The organism is Alteromonas profundi (assembly GCF_010500865.1).
In the GTDB taxonomy this organism is placed as follows: Bacteria; Pseudomonadota; Gammaproteobacteria; order Enterobacterales; family Alteromonadaceae; genus Alteromonas; species Alteromonas profundi.
The window spans coordinates 1-18148 of the sequence record NZ_JAAAWN010000029.1; the positions used below are offsets into that span (position 1 = coordinate 1).

An 18148-nucleotide genomic window follows, 5' to 3' on the forward strand; every position below is an offset into this window, starting at 1 on the left:
TGATTATATCAACGGGTATTACAACAACGTTAGGCCACATCATTATAATGCTGGTTTAGCACCAAATGAATCTGAGGTTATATACCAAGATTCTAAAACTGTGGCCAAAATTAGTTGACCACTACAGTCGATACTCTTGGAAGCCCTTAGCACATCTGCACTACAAAATATTCGGAAAGAATCATAAATACCTCCAAATATCATACCTTTATCTGACTGGTGCATAAGGTGAGCTATGCAATGGATAACATCATCAACGCTGGCATCTAGCATCGGTAGAGTATTTTCGAAGACACGCAATACTGTTACGAAATCACTACCGACAGACTGCGTAGCTAAGTCACTAATCAAGCTGAGAAGATTAATTTTTTCTGAATTGTGCAATTCCGCTAGTGCTTGCGAGAGTACGTTATCCTTGGAGCGTATCTCCGCCTGATACAACTTTTTGATATAGGCAAGCAAACGTTCATGATTTTCATTTGCAGCAATTAGATCCGTTTTTGTTTCTTCTAGCGACATATAGCGTTCCCTTTTCTTGAGAATAGAATGGGGCTATTGAGAAATAATACAAGGTGCTTCCGAGACTTGCGGAAAGTTGTTGAAACTAGTTATGGAAGGCTTCACAAAGCACGCGGCCTCATTGATCAAATTAAATGCGCTTCAACGTATTTCTAAGTTGGTAGGTTAATCTTGCCACTTGCCGTTCAAGTTCAGCATTCCTAAGTTCCAAGTCTTCTATCTTACCTACCTTGTCTACTAGTTCCATATTGTCAGTATTGCTAATTAGTTGTTCGAGGAATCTACGGTGCATTAAATGTTTTATCTTTTGAATTTCCCTCTTCAAAGACTTGTTCTCTTCAAGAGGGACGGAATTTTTTAACGGCTTAGCCGGACGTGCTTTCTTCGCACAATGGTGGTGCCAATATGCACACAAAAACTCGTTGGTTTCCTCAAAATATACAAATAGTTTTGGGTAACGTTCTCGTCGCAGAGCACTTCTTGACTTACCCAATGCAGTAGTTACGTCGCTATTGCTTACCTGATAAGAAGAGATTGAAAGTAGTGAGGGGGTAGGGCAGTTAGAGACAAAAGACTTTACTTCCTCAACCAATTTATTAAATTGGCTGAAAAATAGTTCTTCGACTCCAGGGTTCAACCACTCCGGTGTAGTTTCGACTTCTAGTTGCCAGTTTTCAATATCAAACTCAGATATCTTCATTACTCCTCCTGCCATTTCTTAAGAAACCTTTCTCCCAATTCTGATGCTTTCAAAGATGTTTTAACGAAAGTGTCTTCAGAATCAACATTGAGTAATTTCATTCGAATGTTGGCGAAGTTCCTGTGAGCTATCGACTGTCGTATTAATGCCGCTTCATTGTTGGTTCTAGAAGCACAAAAATTTATACAGTTAATACAGACTTTGAAACAAGCGCCGTTATAGTCGGGAGAGCCAAAATTTTTATCGTAGCAGTTTGCGTGTTTTTCATGATCCTTTCTCGATAGACAATAACCATATTCATGGGCACGAATATGAACATAGTCGTCTGCCAGTTGTTCCACAAATTCATGAGCCTTTTCCGGCGTTGTCACTATTTCATCGCTAGCTTTTATTATGAGTTCTGCTGCAGAGCCCTGAATATCGGAAAGGTATTCAGAATTGATAGATTTCAAAACTGCTTCATCAACAATTCTAGTCAGTATCTCTTTTAGGTATGAGCTTACGAGATCATCAGCAATCTCGTCCTTTAACTTTTCCGAAGTGTAAGTTTCTTGCATGAAAGAGCCGTAGCTATGAGCAAAATGTCTTCTTATTTCTTCACTAACGTTTCCCTCGAACATTCTTAATGCGAACTCAGCCCACGTATGTCTAAATTGATGTGCCTTTATCTCTGGATGTTTTTTAGTCAAGAGTGGTTGAGATTTGGCAAACTTATCGTAATATTTTCGTAGGCCCTGGGATAAAGCACCTGGCCCAAGAGGAGCAGTGTTAACTGCAGACTTGTGGTTTCTTAACGAAAGAAAGTCGTTACTGAAGAGAAAAATGTCGCTATCGCTAGTATTGCGACACGATTGTAGTCGGGATACGGCCTCCATCGCTAAGTTATAAATCATCCTATCTTTCGGAATTCCATGATTCGTTTTCTTTATTTGCGTTTTAAAAATTACCCCGTCAGAGCTACTTCTAGATGGCGTAAAATCATCAGCGGTCATTTGTGATATCTCACTCCAAGAGCGAGCTCCTGTTAATGTAAGAAGCACAGTTAGAGTAGAATAGCGAAGCTCGTTCTTGACGTATGAAACAAGAGAAGCATGGCTGAGTTTTCTCGCTTGAGTTTCACTTAAGTTTGCCCTGGCAATCTCTATAAAGTCAGTTGCTAAATTGTAATACAAATCCCAAGACTGCTTTTGCCTTTCAAACGACTCGACCTGTTGGTATTCGTATTTTTTAAGACGATACTTTGCATGAAATGCCTTAGGGCAGAAAAATTGATTCCTATTTTTAGACTCATAATATTGATCTCTTAACACCTTTGATGTAGCACAAGATTTTCCACCACCTATGAACCAGAGAAAATCAATATTTCCTGAGATGAGGTGATCTTTATAGAAACTGAAGAGGTTACGAAATACAATGCGAAGCCTATCTTCGGCGAATCGCTCTTTGTATTTCCGGAATAGAGAGTAATACTCTGAAGCAAAATTAGCTTTTCCAGATCTAATTTCCTGTAATGCGTAATTAAGTAACGCCATTGCTGTATATATAGGTATACTTCCGTGCGGCTTTCTCGCTCCCCACTCAAAAAAATCGATGCCTCTTTCATTGCAAATAGCTGATAAAATTGAATTTGGTCTTGGCTTTCTTCCCAAATAATCAATGGAGAACGTAATGCCGTCTGGTATATGTTTTAATAAGAACGCATCGTGGGAGTCTCTGAGTATCTGCATTCGCAAAGTTAAAGTTCCGTATGCCATGCGCAAGTCAAATAAGTGATTGACGAACTCATTAACCATGCCTTCAGTAAAGTCCGACAAGTAAGTATTTGGATAGCTTTGAGTTGCCCATACGAGAAACGTTAGGCTGCATTCCGATATCACTTTTATCGAGCTCCGCGAAGCTTTGAGGAGAAAACCTGGTCCCTTGAACCCTCCAAGCTTGTATTCAATATACAGCTTATAAAACGTCACCCAATGATGATTAACATTTTTCTTTTCCAGACTCACTTCAAAAAACTCTCCAGTGTCGGGGCACTGAAATAGCCATTTATTTGAGTACAATCTCATTTCCCTGCTTGAAATGAGAAAGTTGTCTTCAAGGGCTTGAGCTTTGTGCTGTTCTTTCATTTTTATCAAAGTTGAGGAGGGAAAAGTTCCTCAGGGAGTTTAAGGTAGAGCTTTTCTCCCTTTGCAACTATTTCCTTAGGAAATTTTGAAAGTACCTCGCTAAGTAGAATAAAGTCCATGACCAATTTTTCAAAGATTGGACCAACATTTCGTTGGTGACTAATAACTGCCGGCACTTCGTTTTTCAGGTGTTGAAGTCTTTTTATTATAAGAGCTGCTGAACCAGGGGTGGCTAGATAAATTTTCTTTTTATCCAGTGAGATCTCACCACATAAACCGAGCTTGTATTTCTGGCTATCGAAAATGCTAAGATTGTCATTGATACTACCTAAACCTAGCGCTCTCTTAGCTTCTGAAACCGTTATTGAGATATTATTCCTAGCCAATTTTTCTATTGCATTGGATTGCTTCTCCATAAGCTGTCCGATTCTAATTGCCATAGAAGGTGTGTTAGAAAGCTGTTCTTTAACTATAGCTGGATATCTATCGAGATATGTCAGTTTGTGAGTTTTTTCGTTATGGGCAGATAAGCGCGCAGAAGCGTACCCTCGACTTCCATAACCGGTGCTTACACCCGTTACTGCGACGAATGTTTCCCTTATTGTTGAAGGTAAAAGGTTTATAGAGTCCGAATCAGATATTTTCCTCAATAGCCATAATGCTGGCTCTACTTGCTTACTCGATAGTCTTTTTTCTAATGTTTTTCTGAGTACAGAATTTGGATTAAACAGCCTCATTCTGAGCTCTGCGCTTTTACTAGAGCTTAAAAATCGTCTAAGAGAGTTGGGAATATCAGTCTGAAAAAATAATTGGGTTGATTTTTCGTTAGAGTATTGATACGCGCGTTTAATCGTCTGATAGCAAACTTCATATGCTTGATAAAAAATTCTTGGCCTGTCGGAATTAGAGTACAGAGCAGTTGAAAAATTTGCATTAGCTCTCCCTTTGACGTAATTGAATTGGATAGATTTTTTTCCGCTAATGCTTTCTGTTCTGATGCAGTCGTTTAGTAAAAGTCTTTGCATTCCAGATGTTTGTACTCCATCCGAAGCGAGCAAACACATCAATGCCCATTGTTGTGTTTGATCTGGAAAAATAAAATCATCAAGATTGTAGCAACTCAGTGTCCATCCGCTGGTAGCTAAATGGTCCGTTATTTTCGGAATCGAGAAACGCACTTTGTAATAAGGACTCGCTGCTCGTGTTATTTTGTAATCGTAAAAGAGCTGTTCGATATCACGCTTAAAGATGTCGGTTATGGTATAGGAGGAAACGCCATAATCTCTTGCTGCATCACGCTTTGTATAAACTGGGGATTTTAAATACTCCTCCTTTATAACCTCAATCGTTTCTTTGTCTATAACCCTAGATTTTCTCGAAGGGTTTTTTATGAGGTCTCCAATTGTCTTTTCTTTATCGCCATATCCGTATTTTTCAGCTAGGTGTCTTATTGACTTTCTGGAAGAATTGACCCTTTTTTTTATATCTATTATGTTTCTTTTGCTTAGCCGTAGCGGCCGTTTGGTATCTCTTACCGTAATGAAATTATTATAAATCTCTTCAATGTTATCACTGTCTAATATGTCTTCAATTCCGCGGTTTAAGAAAATTGATGTTAGAAGTCGCTCTTTTGCTATATCGCTCTGGCTTTCATATATCGCCCTCATTACGGGCTCATAAATTTTCTTAAATTGCTTTGATGATGACCATGCATCATATCTACCGAAATCGATGCTTCTAGCATTTCTTTTTGATTGCGAGAATACTTTTTCTATGTGTTTTTCTAAGTGATTATTGTGTAGCAAATCTTTCTTGGCTTCGTACTCTGTGGTGATAATGTGAGCACAAATTAGCCTTAAAGATATTAAGAGTTCTACGTCGGTGTAAGGACACGCTTCGAACAAAAATGCTAACGTTAATTTTTTCTCTGCTTGATCTCTTTGAAGGTTAAAATTCTCAATTGCTCGAACTAAAAAGTCATATTCCTCAGTCTCGATTTGTGCTGCGTTATCAGAGAGGTATGTTTTGCTTAACAGCACGATTGGGTTCACTAACCTGTATGGTTTAACTCCAGACTCTCGATTAATAAATACACCATACTCATTGAACAGGGTAATCGGTGAGTCTTCTATGGACAGATACCCGTGTGCTTGAAGAAATTCATAATAGCGGTTGTACTGCGATACCAGCAGCTTTCTGTTTGCTGTTGAGTACTCTGCAAAACTTGTTGATTTAAGTTTGTACCACAGCGCTTTAAGAGTAGGGTGACTAGAACTCTCTGGTATCAATAAGCCATCAAGCAAATCTGCTCGTGCTTTTACTCCCTTCACCGTTCTTTTTTTCTTCGCGACCATATCGCTAATCACCTATTCCCTCTATTGAGCAACTGAGCTCATCGAGCTTATGAAATACTTCAAAGTTTCGATTTAGCAGAGCTTCAGAACAAATATATAGTTTGGATGTTTCGATGCTGCAGTGTCCTAACCATTGAGGTAAATATAGTATTGGATCGTATTTACCGTTGCCGTTGTAGTCGCAAAAAGTCACAAAATTTGTTGCACACGTATGGCGAAGCGAATGATACGACCAGTTGCTGTACGTCTCTCTTAGTTCTTTGCTGACAATTGTCGATGCTAAAAACTTTCTAACCGCTTTACGAAATGTGTTTGTACCGTATGAAGCATCCTTGATTGCATGCCCATTTGACTTTTCAAACAAATGCGCTTTGAAAATACCAGCATAGTCTCCATATAAAAAACGATAGAGGGATTTCTTTAGTTCCATACTCAGTGGAATTGAACGGCGTTTGTAGCCTTTTCCTGTAACTGCGATGAATGCATAATCAAAAAAATTATTTTTCTCAATAGAAAACTGCTTTTTTAAATTTGCGATCGAGAAATTGTCGAAAGCTACTAATTCATGAGTCCTAATACCTGCAAAGTATCCAAGCTTCAGCGCTAGTTCGTCTCTCGCTCGTTTGTAACAGTCCTTTGCTACAACGTGTGAAAGTATGGTATTGAAGTCTTCAATTTTTATATACTGAGAGAGGACTCGAGAAGTTGCCTTTTCCATTAGTTGCATAGTTTCGACTTTCTCAGCAGTACTAAATGAAAAATGTTTCGGGCAGTCAATATATCCAAACTTGTAGATAAACTTGTAGAATTCATCCAATGTTGAAATATGTCTCGCTAGGGATTTTGCCGATAACCCATCATGGTGTAGCTTCATGAGGTAGGCGTTCATTTGATTATCGTTTACATATCGAAAGTCTTGGGTCAACACTGAAGGCGTTTTATTTTCTGAGATAGAATACAAAAATTTTTTTAGGTCACTCGCACGCGCCTTAATTGTATTTGTTTTCGTTCTGGTCTTCTTCGCTACTTCTAAAAGGAAATGGCATGCAGCTTTGTGATACTTGTAATTCTCATCGTAAATAACGGCAGCACAGATTGATCTTCCACAATACTCAACAGTTGTTAGTTCATATCTAAACATTTTCCGGACCTATGATTTCTCGTGCTTATAAAACTAGTCTAAAACTGACTATGTCAACAAAATACATTACAGAAATGTAACTAGATAAAGTGTGCATGCAGCAGCGATGGCGTTATTAGCGGAGTCCTCCACAGGCTTTGTGGTAGGGGTGAATTTGCCCGGCGATAAGCTTCCTTTAATTAAAGAAATGAATTTGAAGTATGTGAAGCGTGCTAAGGGCGATATGCAAGCAGTGGCGCGCCTTACTGATGCGCAAATCAAACTTATGCAAACCCAAGACAAGGGTGAAATTGCGGTTGCCGTTACTGTCACTGATGCACAAGGCATAGAGCCGGTAATCTGTGAAATGATTTGGGCGTGGGTGCCAAAATCAGCAACCTAAACATGTCTCGCTAGAGTCCTATTTGTGTGATTTAACAGGTAGGACCAAAGTAGCGGTTGACGGCTATATCGATATAAGCGATAACCTTATCTTCAGCAATGCGCAGGCGTGTGCTGGGAATGTTAACGTAATGTAAAACTCATCCTAAATTTGCCGAGTAAATTCGTCATTTCGAAACATTTATCCTAATTATCTTGAATATTGGGATACATATCTCACTTTTACATGATTTGGTGTTTTATCTTCCTACAACCTTCGTTATAGTCCCGACATCGTCAACGTACGCTGACAAACCCCCAACCCATTACAGGAGAAAGTACTGTGAAAATGATGTCGGGCGCAGCCATGGTGGTAGAAGCGCTAAAAGATGTAGGAGTGACACACGTGTTCGGTTACCCAGGCGGTGCCGTACTGGACATTTATGATGCGTTATTTGCGCAAGATGATGTCAAACACGTCCTCGTACGTCATGAACAGGCAGCTGCCCATATGGCAGACGGTTACGCACGTTCAACAGGAAAAACCGGCACAGTACTCGTCACATCAGGTCCAGGTGCAACGAATACGATCACCGGTATCGCAACGGCCTACATGGACTCTATTCCTATGGTCGTCTTATCAGGTCAGGTTCCGTCTATGCACATTGGTGAAGACGCATTCCAAGAAACTGACATGGTTGGGTGTTCACGCCCTATCGTTAAGCATAGTTTCTTAGTAAAACGGGCTGTAGATATTCCTGAAGCTATTGCTAAAGCCTACTATATTGCTAATACGGGCCGACCAGGGCCTGTCGTCGTTGATTTACCTAAAGATTTAGTGAACGTAGCTGACGAGCATCCTTATGTATTCCCTAACGATGTATCCATGCGTTCATACAACCCAACAGAGAAAGGGCATCCAAAGCAAATTAAGAAGGCGGTAAGTGCCTTATTAAAAGCCCAGCGCCCAGTGTTATATGTTGGCGGCGGCGCTGTCGCTTGCGAAGCCTCTTCACGGGTTATCGAACTTGCAGAAAAGCTGCATGCTCCCGTTACCTGTACGTTAATGGGGTTGGGCGCGATGCCCGGCACGCACAAGCAATTTATCGGCATGCTGGGTATGCATGGCACATTGGAAGCGAATAAAACCATGCATAATGCCGATTGCATTATTGCGCTTGGGGCGCGTTTCGATGACCGAGTAACCAACAATGTCGACAAGTTCTGTCCCCACGCCGATATCATTCATGTAGATATCGATCCTGCTTCGATCTCTAAAACCGTTAATGCCCATATTCCTGTTGTGGGGTCGGTAGATAAGGTACTGGATCAAATTCATGAGCAGCTAGTTAATCAAGACTTAACTGCGCAACAAGAAAAGCTTGCCGATTGGTGGCAGCAAATCGAGCAATGGCGTGCGCGCACCTGCCTTAACTTTGAGCAGGGCGAGGAAGTTATTAAACCTCAGCGGGTTATTCAAGCGTTATATAAACACACCAATGGCGAAGCTTACGTAAGTTCGGATGTAGGTCAGCACCAAATGTTTGCGGCGCTTTATTATCCTTACGACAAACCTCGTCAATGGATAAACTCTGGGGGCCTAGGCACTATGGGGTTTGGTTTACCCGCGGCTATGGGCGTTCAGTTTGCCCACCCCAAGGCAACCTCAGTGGTTGTTACCGGTGACGGTAGTATCCAAATGAACATTCAAGAATTGTCGACCTGTTTGCAATATAACCTACCTATCAAAATAATCTCGTTGAATAACCGAGCGTTAGGTATGGTTCGCCAATGGCAAGACATGATTTATAAAGGTCGTCATTCCCATTCCTATATGGACTCTATGCCCGACTTTGTAAAACTTGCCGAAGCTTATGGCCATGTTGGTATTAAGGTCGACAAACTAGAAGATTTAGATGCAGCAATGGAGAAGTGTTTCAGTTACACAGATCGCCTCGTGTTTATGGACATTGCTATCGATCAAAACGAACACGTATATCCTATGCAAATTAAGTACGGCGCTATGGATGACATGCGCTTGAGCAAGACGGAGCGAACCTGATGAAACGTATTATTTCAGTATTAATGGAAAATGCCCCGGGCGCACTTTCTCGTATCGTTGGCGCATTTTCACAGCGCGGTTATAACGTAGATTCGCTATGCGTAGCCCCTACCGACGATGAAAGCTTGTCTCGACTTACTATCGTGACCCACGGTGACGATAAAGTTATTGAGCAAATTACTAAGCAAGTTAATAAGCTTATCGATGTATTGAAAGTTGTCGATTTAACCGAAGGCGCGCACATTGAGCGTGAATTAATGCTAATTAAAGTGGCAACCCGCACTGAATCTGTTCGTGCTGAAGTTAAGCGCAACGCAGACATCTTTCGCGGTGTGATACTCGATGTTAATGCTAACAACTATACCATTGAGCTTACTGGCACCACCGATAAGTTAGATGCGTTTGCCACAACAATGGGGCAGTGTGCAGAGATTATTGAATCATCTCGTACGGGCGTTTGCGGGCTTGCCCGTGGCGAAAGAGCCTTACGCCCTTAAAGCGACAACCGTCCTTAAAGCGCGACAATGCCGTATAAGGCGTCTAAGCGTAGTCACGTTTTAATACCTTTCAAAAAAGCTGCTTCGGCAGCTTTTTTTACTTTGTTTTTCCATAATAGGCCTCTACCCGCAGGGCCACGCCATATGAACCTTTAAAGTCTTCATCTCGTCGCCACAATACAAACGGTTCTACGTCAAAGTAAAGCCAGTCTCTAAACGGATTAAAACGCCAGCGTAAGCCAGTGTATACCTCATCTACATGGTACTTAGGCTTGTCGTAACCTTCGACCATAAGCCGATAAACTAAGGCATGATGGTTGTTGATAGGATAAAGATGTTGCAGTTCGTGTCGCCACAGCCAATCGTTAGAAATATCGCGATAATAATAACGATTGTTAAACCGAGTGACTTGGTTGTCGGTGGCCACATGTTGAATGGCGACACCCACTTCTGCGCCTAGCCTGTCCCGGGTGTAGTAGTATAACTCTGCATCATACAGCATGGCCCAGTGGGCATTAAATGCAGCTGCGTCGCGAAACCGACTTTTTAAATACAATTGATCTCTTCGCCCGGCGCCAATGCGGTACGAGTAGTGGGAGTTTTGGTCGGGCCTAAAACGCAGGGCTATTGTGGTATTGTCTCTTCGCCCCAAACTGTTAGAACGGGCGGCTTTAATGGTATCGCTTTGGCTTTCATCTTCGTTATCGCTCAGGAGTAAATCTACACGGTTTTCAAGGTGGGGTAATGATACCCGAATACGAAAGCGCAAATCGGTTTCACTAAGCTCTCTGCTACGGGGTTCCCAGCTTAACTGTATGCGCCCCTCCGCTTTCGCGTGCTCACCGTTATGAGATCCTTGCTCGCGAGAAAATAAACCATCAAACTGGCGTACGGTAAAATCCATTGAGTCGGTAAAACTGCGCTGCCACACATCAAACCAAGCTTCTTCACTTGCATTTATCTCGTTACTTGGAGGCGATACTACCTGCGCAGAGGAATTAAGGTGCGTGTTAGCAGGCATAACCAAGTGACAAAGCGTTACGGCAACACACAACATTCCTATTATTAACTCCTTACTACGTGCGGCGTTTAACGCTACACATCGTGCTAACCAGTTGATCACCAGCATGAGACTTGTAGGAATAAATTTCAACGATTATTCTGCTAAGCAAATATTCAGATGCAAGCAGCCTCAGGGGGTGGCATACTGTCACTACTGATGTATGGGAGATAATTTTTATGGGTGGTATTAGTATTTGGCAATTACTTATTGTTCTAGTAATTGTGGTGTTACTTTTTGGAACAAAGCGCCTTAAAGGTATGGGTTCAGACCTTGGCAGTGCAATTAAAGGTTTTAAAAAGGCCGTCAACGATAATGAGCAAGACGCCGACTTCGAGCAGAAAAAGCATGTGGAAGAAAAAGACACAGCTGACCCTGTAGCCACTAAAACGCAGAGCGACGTAAAAGAAAAGTCATAATGTTTGACATAGGTTTTTGGGAACTACTGGTAATAGGTGTATTGGCCCTGCTTATTTTAGGGCCTGAACGATTACCAGGTGCCATGCGATCTACAATTAACACTATTCGAAGTGTGCGCAATATGGCCACCGGCTTTAAAACAGAAGTTGAGCACCAATTGCGGGTACACGAATTACACGAAAACCTAAAGAAAGCTGAACAGCAGGGTTTAAAAGACTTATCGCCTGAACTTGAAGAAAGTGTCGATGAGTTAAAAAAAGCCGCTGAATCTGTTCGGGAACCATATAAAAAACAATAAATGTCTGACGCTAACAGTTTAATATCTCATTTAATTGAGCTTCGTAGCCGTATCTTAAAGGCGCTTTTAAGTGTGCTGGTGGTTTTTATTTGCTTGGCGTATTTCGCTCAAGACCTTTACCGCTTACTGGCGTTGCCTTTGCTGGAATCACTGCCAGAAAACGCCAGTATGATAGCGACTGATGTTGCTTCACCTTTCTTTGCGCCATTTAAATTAACCTTGGTGCTATCTTTTTTCATTGCCATTCCCTATGTGCTTTATCAAGTATGGGGGTTTGTGGCCCCAGGACTGTATCGTAACGAAAAGAAGCTTGTGGCACCTTTGTTACTTTCAAGCACCTTGTTGTTCTATGCGGGCATGGCGTTCGCTTACTTCGTTGTTTTTCCAATAGCATTTGCGTTTTTTAATAGCGTAGCCCCTGAGGGGGTAACCGTAAGTACAGATATATCAAGTTATCTCAACTTCGTACTCAAATTGTTTTTTGCTTTTGGCGTTTCATTTGAGATCCCAATCGCAATTATTTTGATGTGCTGGACGGGGGTAACCGACCCGGCCACCTTACGCGCAAAGCGCCCATATATAGTGGTAGGTGCGTTTGTACTTGGTATGTTGTTAACCCCTCCCGATGTGATCTCACAAACCCTTTTAGCAATACCTATGTGGCTACTGTTTGAAGTAGGCGTTATTGTGGGTAGCGTTTACGCGGGTAAGCGCGAACCAGATACAGATGTCGATACTGACGAAGAAAGAGAGCAACCATGAATAAGTTACTCGCCACCTTAGGCGCACGCTCGTTATTGCTATCTAGTGTATTTTTCGTTAGTACGGCCGCACAGGCAGACACCTTGGCGCAAGCGGTAGAAAAATGTAGAAAACTAGAAGACAGCTTGCAACGATTGGTGTGCTATGACCGCATGTCAATGTCAGCGCCGAAGCAAGATTTAAACACTCCTAAAGATAAACCGGCTCCTAAGCCCGCCTTAAAGCCAGCGGAGATGCTAGAAAACGCCCACGTTGCGCCAGCTGCTGAGGCCGATTTTGGTAGGGAAGGAAAAGCACAAAGAGAACGCCAAGCTGATACTATGACGGTAAATGTTGTCAACGTCAGCGAAAATGTAAGGGGTGAAAAAACCATTACTTTTGATAATGCTAGCGTATGGCGTCAGGTAGACAATAGCAACTTACGGCTTAAAAAGGGCCAGCAAGTTATGGTTGAACGGGGCCTTTTCGGGGCATTTTATCTCAAGGTTGATGGGTTAAACCAAACCATGAAAGTAAAGCGTATTAAATAGCATGGCGTGGTTTGACGCCGGTGTTAACTTGCTTGATGCAAGGTTTGATGCCAACGATGTGATTTCTCGTGCGGTAAATGCAGGGGTCACCAAAATGTGTATCATTAGTACCCATCCCAACGAGTGGGAGCGGGCAAGGCAACTATACGAAGCGTATCCTGAGCATCTGTGTTATACCGTTGGCGTGCATCCCCACAACGCTAAAGACGTTACTGAGCAAGACCTTTCTAGGCTTAAAGAAGTAGCTCGAGCGCCCGGCGTTGTGGCAATTGGCGAATGTGGCCTCGACTTTAATCGCGACTTTTCTCCTCGACCTACTCAAAAGAGCGTGTTTGAAGCACAACTGTCTATTGCTTTAGAGTTGCAATTACCGGTGTATTTACACGAAAGAGAGGCCTTTGACGTTCAAGTGGCCTGTTTACAGGTAGTCATAGACAAGTTGCCCGGGGGAATAGCTCACTGCTTCACCGGAAACGCTGATCAGGTAAAGGCGTACTTAGATATGGGCCTTTACATTGGCATTACCGGTTGGGTATGCGATGAAAAACGGGGCGGCGATTTACGTGAGGCCCTTGGCCACATTCCCCATGATAAACTGGTATTAGAAACCGATGCGCCCTACTTATTTCCAAAAACGCTGCGCCCGAGAAAACGCAATAACGAACCCGCATTTTTACCGCATATTGGCGAGCAAGTAAGTGGGCTATTAACCCTTGATACTGATAAATTGCAAACCAGCAGCTATGCTAATACTTGTCGTTTATTTTCGCTAAAGTGACCTGCGCCCTATGCTGATAAACAAAGATAAAGTTCGCAATTATGATATGGGACTTTTTATTACCACGCTCTGCGCAGTCATATTGCTATTAGTTATTGCCTTTAATTTTTCAACCGAACAGACCCACGACCCCCGTTTTTCTCAACTCACATATATTAAACAAGGTGCGCAAAAACTCGACTTTCACACGGTTAGCCGCATACCCGATGAGCGATGGAAGTTTGTCACCGCGCCGGTAAATTTGGGCATGGACACCGAGGTTTATTGGTTTAAGTTTAATATTGCACCAATGAAGGATATTGATAGCGACTATTTACTGCAAATTGATTATGCCTTGATTGATAAGCTGTCTATTGCACTGTATGACTCACTAGGCAGTACACCACGAGTTATCTATCATGCAGGAGATAGTATTGAATTTGGCGAACGTCCAATTAACTATATTACTCCTCTAGTTCCGCTGCTTTCCAATGAGCTAGACCAGCAGGTAGTACTGCGGGTGGAAACCTCTGGCACTATTCGTTTGCCTATAAAAGTATGGGAAGAGAACGAGTTTATAGAGCATGCCTCTCGACGTGACATGGTAATGGGCCTATTTTTTGGCTTTATATGTGCCATGGGGATCAGTAACTTATTTTTATTTTTGACCACCAAGCGCCGTTCATTTTTGTATTACTCAGGCTATGTATTCAGCCTTGGTTTAACACTTGCTGCGCTTCATGGGTATGGCTATGCATTTGTGTGGAAAGACCTTATTTGGTTTGAAAGTATTGCAATAGCGCTTTTCGCAAATGCCACCATATTTTTTGCCAGTATTTTCACCCGCCACCTACTTCCTATAAGGCAACATAGCAGGTTACTCGATACCCTATTAAAGGGGGTTGGATGGTACTTCGGTCTTAGCCTAGTGCTCTGTTTTATTCTGCCTTACGAACTGCTAATCAAAATATTTTTGCTGGCTATGTGTGTCACTGTTACCTATATCATTGGTTTAGGCGCATGGTTATCGATGAAAGGGGTTGCGGTAGCACGGTATTTTTCTGTGGCTTGGGGGTGCTTATTAATAAGCGCGCTAGTCGCTAGTTTCGATAATATGAATATCGTTCAATTAGGTATCTCAGCCAATAATATGTTAATTATTGGCGGGGCGGTAGAAGCGGTTATATTAGCCTCTATTCTTGCCATTAGTTATAGCCATAGTCGTGACGACCTCATTTATGCGCAACAATTTGCGTTAGAAAAAGAGAAACAGGCTAATAGCGCTAAAGAAGACTTATTAGCCGTGCAGCAACGTTATCAGGAAGACCTAGAATATAAGGTGCAAGAAAGAACCCTCGAATTAGAGATTACCCTTCGTGAGCTTTCTGATGTCAACCGAGAATTAGAACAACTTACTTCTGTAGACCCGCTCACAGGGATAAATAACCGCCGTCATTTCGATAAACGCTTAAAATCAGAAGGGCGACGGAGTCGGCGTGAGCAAACGCCCCTGTCGCTTATCATGATAGATATTGATCATTTTAAACAAATTAATGATACCCATGGGCATACGGGGGGCGATGCCTGTCTTATTCATGTCACTAAGCTGCTAAAAGAAGCGCTACACCGACCGACTGACGACTTATGTCGCATCGGCGGGGAAGAATTTGCTATCATTTTACCGAATACTGATAGTGAGGGCGCTCAGCACGTGGCGCGCACTATACGCGAGCAAGTAGAGCGAACACCATCACAGGTTGATGAGCATTGTGTCTCTCTTACTATAAGTGCCGGTGTGGCTACTGCAATTATTGAAAGAGACGAGCAAACTCACGAGCTTATAAGACTTGCCGATGAAAAATTATACGCCGCGAAAGCCGGTGGCCGAAATCAAATTTGCTACTAAATAGATCACAGGATTACGCTATGACTTCCTCTTCATTCCCCGCCCGTAGAATGCGCCGGTTACGCGCTAAAGATGCATTACGGGGCCTGGTTGCCGAAAATGTTTTAACCACAGATGACCTTATTTATCCTGTTTTTGTGTTGCCAGGAGAGCAGCAACGAGAAGCGGTACCTTCAATGCCTGGGGTAGAGCGTTTGTCTATCGACCTTCTGTTGCAAGAGACAGAAAAATGGTATGGCCTTGGAATTAAAACCTTAGCCTTATTCCCCGTTACGCCCATGTCGCTTAAAACCGAATGCGCAAAAGAGGCATTTAACCCCGACGGGCTTGTGCAAACGGCAATGCGCGCGCTTAAAGCACGCTTTTCAGACGTTATGTTAATGTCCGATGTGGCACTCGACCCTTTTACGTCCCATGGCCAGGACGGGCTTGTGGATGACGCGGGTTACGTTATGAATGATGAAACAGTGGAAGTACTCGTGAAGCAGGCCGTCTCTCATGCTGAGGCGGGCGCCGATATCGTTGCGCCATCGGATATGATGGATGGCCGCATAGGCGCGGTTCGTGAGGCCCTTGAGAAAGCGGGCCACATTAATACCTGTATTATGGCCTATTCAGCTAAGTACGCATCGGCGTACTATGGCCCATTTCGCGATGCAGTCGGTTCAGCGGCCAACATAAAAGGCGGCAACAAAAAGACCTATCAAATGGATCCTGCTAATTCTGATGAAGCCTTGCATGAAATTGCCCTTGATATTCAAGAGGGGGCTGACATGGTTATGGTTAAGCCAGGTATGCCGTATCTGGATATTGTAAGACGTTGTAAAGAAGACTTTAAAGTACCTACTTTTGCATATCAGGTAAGCGGCGAATATGCCATGCACCAAGCTGCCTTTGCCAATGGCTGGTTAAATGAAGAGTCTGTGATACTTGAATCGTTACTCGCCTTTAAGCGGGCCGGAGCTGACGGTATATTAACCTACTTTGCGCCTAAAGCTGCCGAGCTTTTACAAAGCTAGCTGAAAAGCAGCAGTAATAAAGTGAAATAAATAAAAATGCCGCGACACGCGGCATTTTTGATAAAGAGAAACGAACGGTTATTGCGTTGTTACGGGGTATTTTATTCCCGCGCTTTTTATTCGCAAGAAAGGGACCAGCCAGCTTTGTGTTGTAGCCAGCTTTCATTGGCTAATTCTGCATTAATTAAAGGATGGGCTTTTAACCACCCCTCGGGGAACTGCAACACCCACTTGTCGCCATCACATAGCAACTCTACTTCTGGAATATGCTTGTTTTGCCGTCTTAAACACAACACTACCGCAATACGCAAAATACGTAATAACCCTAACAGCATAGGCTGATATTCTTGATGGTAATCGGAAAAAGGCGTACCGGTAACCACCAACCTATGTTGGGCAATCAAATCTTTCACTGCGGCCCGTTGTAAGCGCGTGAAACCGGGTAAATCAATATGCGTAAGAATGTAGGCACCATGCTGGTGATGCTTTTTATACTCAATGTGTAAGCCAATTTCATGCAGTAACGCTGCGGCGCTTAAAATAGCTTCTGTATCTAGATGACAGATGTCCTGTTGAGAACAAAGTTGGTGACACAACATTAGTGCTACCCCCTTCACCGAGTTAGCATGCGATTTATCAATATGGTAGCGGGCCATTGCTTGGTTTAGGGTTTGTTCACGCCTATCGTTTTCCTGCAAGTTGTCCAGCATGCCATAAATCAATCCCTCTCGTAGAGCGCCCCCAGAGATATTCATGTGCTTTATATATAAACATTCAAATAGGCTAATTAAAATGGCTAAACCGGAGGGAAATATCGCTTTTCGGTTGTCTTCAAGACCTTCAATATCCAACTGCGTTATATGCCCACAGTCAATACATTGGTTTTCTAAGTGGTAAAGGTAATCGAGGCGAATAGCATCGCTAATACCTTGGGCAACGAGAATCTCTGTAATAGCTTGAGGAGTACCAGAAGCGCCGAGGCAGTTTTCCCAGTCAAAGCATAAAAACGCATCACAATGGTCGTTGATAAGCGCCTTAGCAGCCGCTTTTGCGTTAGCGAAATTGTCGCTGCTAATAGTGCCACCAGTAAAGTACCGTTCCATGAAAGTGACACACCCCATGTCCAAACTTTTCAAGTGAATGGGCTGCATATCGTTGCCAATAACAATTTCGGTACTGGCGCCACCAATGTCGATAACTAAGCTATTGCCTTGGTTAGCCGACGTATAGGCTACACCAAGGTAAATTTGACGGGCTTCTTCTTCACCACTAATAACTTCAAGTTTGTGGTTAAGGATCTTTTCGGCTTCTTGCACAAAAATATGCGCATTAGTAGCAAGGCGAAGGGTCGCGGTAGCGACCACTTTTATATTAGAGGGGGGGATATCTTGCAGTCGTTCAGAGAAGGTTTGTAAGCACTGCCAGCCCCGTTCCATACTCTTATCATCTAGCACAAAATTATCATCTAACCCTGCAGCTAGCCGTACCTTTTGCTTCACTTTTCCTATGATTTGCACACTGCCATTAACGACATGTACTACCACCATGTGAAAACTGTTCGACCCAAGGTCGACGGCGGCATAATACTCGCCGTAACTTTGGGCACCTTGCTGAATATCTGCCTGCATACTAATTTTTTT

The 18148-nt window shown here is 42.8% G+C and carries 16 protein-coding genes and 1 pseudogene; 10 read left to right on the forward strand and 7 right to left on the reverse strand.

Features of this window, described 5'->3' with window-relative positions:
• Positions 1 to 42: 42 nt before the first annotated feature.
• The 5 genes from GTH32_RS16600 to GTH32_RS16620 all read right to left on the reverse strand — a co-directional run bounded on the left by GTH32_RS16600 (position 43) and on the right by GTH32_RS16620 (position 6837).
• A complete protein-coding gene (locus tag GTH32_RS16600; RefSeq protein WP_163087840.1) occupies positions 43 to 519 on the reverse strand; it encodes a hypothetical protein in 477 nt (158 codons plus the stop codon).
• 130 nt (positions 520 to 649) lie between these two features.
• Positions 650 to 1219, reverse strand: coding sequence for a hypothetical protein (locus tag GTH32_RS16605; RefSeq protein ID WP_163087842.1), 570 nt, complete (start codon positions 1217 to 1219; stop codon positions 650 to 652).
• On the reverse strand, positions 1219 to 3342 hold the full coding sequence (locus GTH32_RS16610) for a hypothetical protein (protein ID WP_163087844.1): 2124 nt from the start codon (positions 3340 to 3342) through the stop codon (positions 1219 to 1221). The genes GTH32_RS16605 and GTH32_RS16610 overlap by 1 nt, the downstream gene beginning before the upstream one ends.
• Before the next feature lie 5 nt (positions 3343 to 3347).
• Complete coding sequence (locus GTH32_RS16615) at positions 3348 to 5696, reverse strand: hypothetical protein (RefSeq protein WP_163087846.1); 2349 nt, start codon at positions 5694 to 5696, stop codon at positions 3348 to 3350.
• Between the two features lie 4 nt (positions 5697 to 5700).
• Positions 5701 to 6837 (reverse strand): tyrosine-type recombinase/integrase, encoded by a 1137-nt coding sequence (locus tag GTH32_RS16620; protein ID WP_163087848.1) that lies wholly within the window; start codon positions 6835 to 6837, stop codon positions 5701 to 5703.
• A gap of 88 nt (positions 6838 to 6925) precedes the next feature.
• On the opposite strand from GTH32_RS16620, the pseudogene GTH32_RS16625 reads away from it, so the two are divergent.
• The 3 genes and pseudogenes from GTH32_RS16625 to ilvN form a co-directional block, all read left to right on the forward strand.
• A pseudogene (locus GTH32_RS16625) lies at positions 6926 to 7219 on the forward strand (DUF4442 domain-containing protein); the annotation flags it as partial.
• A 321-nt stretch (positions 7220 to 7540) separates the two neighbouring features.
• Positions 7541 to 9259: an acetolactate synthase 3 large subunit gene (locus tag GTH32_RS16630; RefSeq protein ID WP_163087850.1), complete on the forward strand. Its 1719-nt coding sequence runs from the start codon at positions 7541 to 7543 to the stop codon at positions 9257 to 9259.
• Positions 9259 to 9756 carry an acetolactate synthase small subunit gene (gene ilvN, locus GTH32_RS16635; RefSeq protein ID WP_163087858.1) on the forward strand — a complete coding sequence of 166 codons (498 nt, stop codon included), beginning with the start codon at positions 9259 to 9261 and terminating at the stop codon, positions 9754 to 9756. Before GTH32_RS16630 ends, ilvN begins: the two co-directional genes overlap by 1 nt.
• A 97-nt stretch (positions 9757 to 9853) precedes the next feature.
• Here the strand turns inward: ilvN and GTH32_RS16640 are convergent, their stop codons facing one another.
• Positions 9854 to 10813, reverse strand: coding sequence for a hypothetical protein (locus GTH32_RS16640; protein ID WP_163087860.1), 960 nt, complete (start codon positions 10811 to 10813; stop codon positions 9854 to 9856).
• Positions 10814 to 10995: 182 nt separating this feature from the next.
• Here GTH32_RS16640 and tatA point away from each other — a divergent pair, with 182 nt between their 5' ends.
• Genes tatA through hemB form a run of 7 tightly spaced genes read left to right on the forward strand, consistent with a single transcriptional unit; the run spans position 10996 to position 16508 of the window.
• The gene (gene tatA, locus GTH32_RS16645; RefSeq protein ID WP_163087862.1) at positions 10996 to 11235 is read left to right on the forward strand and encodes a Sec-independent protein translocase subunit TatA; all 240 of its coding nucleotides are present in this window, start codon (positions 10996 to 10998) and stop codon (positions 11233 to 11235) included.
• Positions 11235 to 11534, forward strand: a complete 300-nt coding sequence (gene tatB, locus GTH32_RS16650; protein ID WP_163087864.1) for a Sec-independent protein translocase protein TatB — start codon at positions 11235 to 11237, stop codon at positions 11532 to 11534. Before tatA ends, tatB begins: the two co-directional genes overlap by 1 nt.
• A complete protein-coding gene (gene tatC / locus GTH32_RS16655) occupies positions 11535 to 12296 on the forward strand; it encodes a twin-arginine translocase subunit TatC (protein ID WP_163087866.1) in 762 nt (253 codons plus the stop codon).
• Complete coding sequence (locus GTH32_RS16660) at positions 12293 to 12826, forward strand: hypothetical protein (protein WP_163087868.1); 534 nt, start codon at positions 12293 to 12295, stop codon at positions 12824 to 12826. The genes tatC and GTH32_RS16660 overlap by 4 nt, the downstream gene beginning before the upstream one ends.
• 1 nt (position 12827) lies before the next feature.
• Complete coding sequence (locus GTH32_RS16665) at positions 12828 to 13604, forward strand: TatD family hydrolase (RefSeq protein WP_163087870.1); 777 nt, start codon at positions 12828 to 12830, stop codon at positions 13602 to 13604.
• Between the two features lie 10 nt (positions 13605 to 13614).
• Positions 13615 to 15489 carry a sensor domain-containing diguanylate cyclase gene (locus GTH32_RS16670; RefSeq protein WP_163087871.1) on the forward strand — a complete coding sequence of 625 codons (1875 nt, stop codon included), beginning with the start codon at positions 13615 to 13617 and terminating at the stop codon, positions 15487 to 15489.
• A 20-nt stretch (positions 15490 to 15509) separates the two neighbouring features.
• Complete coding sequence (hemB, locus tag GTH32_RS16675) at positions 15510 to 16508, forward strand: porphobilinogen synthase (protein ID WP_163087873.1); 999 nt, start codon at positions 15510 to 15512, stop codon at positions 16506 to 16508.
• A 116-nt stretch (positions 16509 to 16624) separates the two neighbouring features.
• Here hemB and GTH32_RS16680 read toward each other — a convergent pair whose 3' ends face one another.
• Entirely contained in the window at positions 16625 to 18136 is a 1512-nt protein-coding gene (locus GTH32_RS16680) for a Ppx/GppA phosphatase family protein (protein WP_163087875.1), read from the reverse strand.
• Positions 18137 to 18148: the final 12 nt, after the last annotated feature.

Excerpts from the sequence above, each read along its gene's own strand:
- GTH32_RS16600 (WP_163087840.1), bottom strand. The coding sequence starts at position 519 with ATGTCGCTAGAAGAAACAAAAACGGATCTAATTGCTGCAAATGAAAAT.
- GTH32_RS16605 (WP_163087842.1), bottom strand. The coding sequence starts at position 1,219 with ATGAAGATATCTGAGTTTGATATTGAAAACTGGCAACTAGAAGTCGAA.
- GTH32_RS16610 (WP_163087844.1), bottom strand. The coding sequence starts at position 3,342 with ATGAAAGAACAGCACAAAGCTCAAGCCCTTGAAGACAACTTTCTCATT.
- GTH32_RS16615 (WP_163087846.1), bottom strand. The coding sequence starts at position 5,696 with ATGGTCGCGAAGAAAAAAAGAACGGTGAAGGGAGTAAAAGCACGAGCA.
- GTH32_RS16620 (WP_163087848.1), bottom strand. The coding sequence starts at position 6,837 with ATGTTTAGATATGAACTAACAACTGTTGAGTATTGTGGAAGATCAATC.
- ilvN (WP_163087858.1), top strand. The coding sequence starts at position 9,259 with ATGAAACGTATTATTTCAGTATTAATGGAAAATGCCCCGGGCGCACTT.
- GTH32_RS16640 (WP_163087860.1), bottom strand. The coding sequence starts at position 10,813 with ATGTTGTGTGTTGCCGTAACGCTTTGTCACTTGGTTATGCCTGCTAAC.
- tatA (WP_163087862.1), top strand. The coding sequence starts at position 10,996 with ATGGGTGGTATTAGTATTTGGCAATTACTTATTGTTCTAGTAATTGTG.
- tatB (WP_163087864.1), top strand. The coding sequence starts at position 11,235 with ATGTTTGACATAGGTTTTTGGGAACTACTGGTAATAGGTGTATTGGCC.
- tatC (WP_163087866.1), top strand. The coding sequence starts at position 11,535 with ATGTCTGACGCTAACAGTTTAATATCTCATTTAATTGAGCTTCGTAGC.
- GTH32_RS16660 (WP_163087868.1), top strand. The coding sequence starts at position 12,293 with ATGAATAAGTTACTCGCCACCTTAGGCGCACGCTCGTTATTGCTATCT.
- GTH32_RS16665 (WP_163087870.1), top strand. The coding sequence starts at position 12,828 with ATGGCGTGGTTTGACGCCGGTGTTAACTTGCTTGATGCAAGGTTTGAT.
- GTH32_RS16670 (WP_163087871.1), top strand. The coding sequence starts at position 13,615 with ATGCTGATAAACAAAGATAAAGTTCGCAATTATGATATGGGACTTTTT.
- hemB (WP_163087873.1), top strand. The coding sequence starts at position 15,510 with ATGACTTCCTCTTCATTCCCCGCCCGTAGAATGCGCCGGTTACGCGCT.
- GTH32_RS16680 (WP_163087875.1), bottom strand. The coding sequence starts at position 18,136 with ATGCAGGCAGATATTCAGCAAGGTGCCCAAAGTTACGGCGAGTATTAT.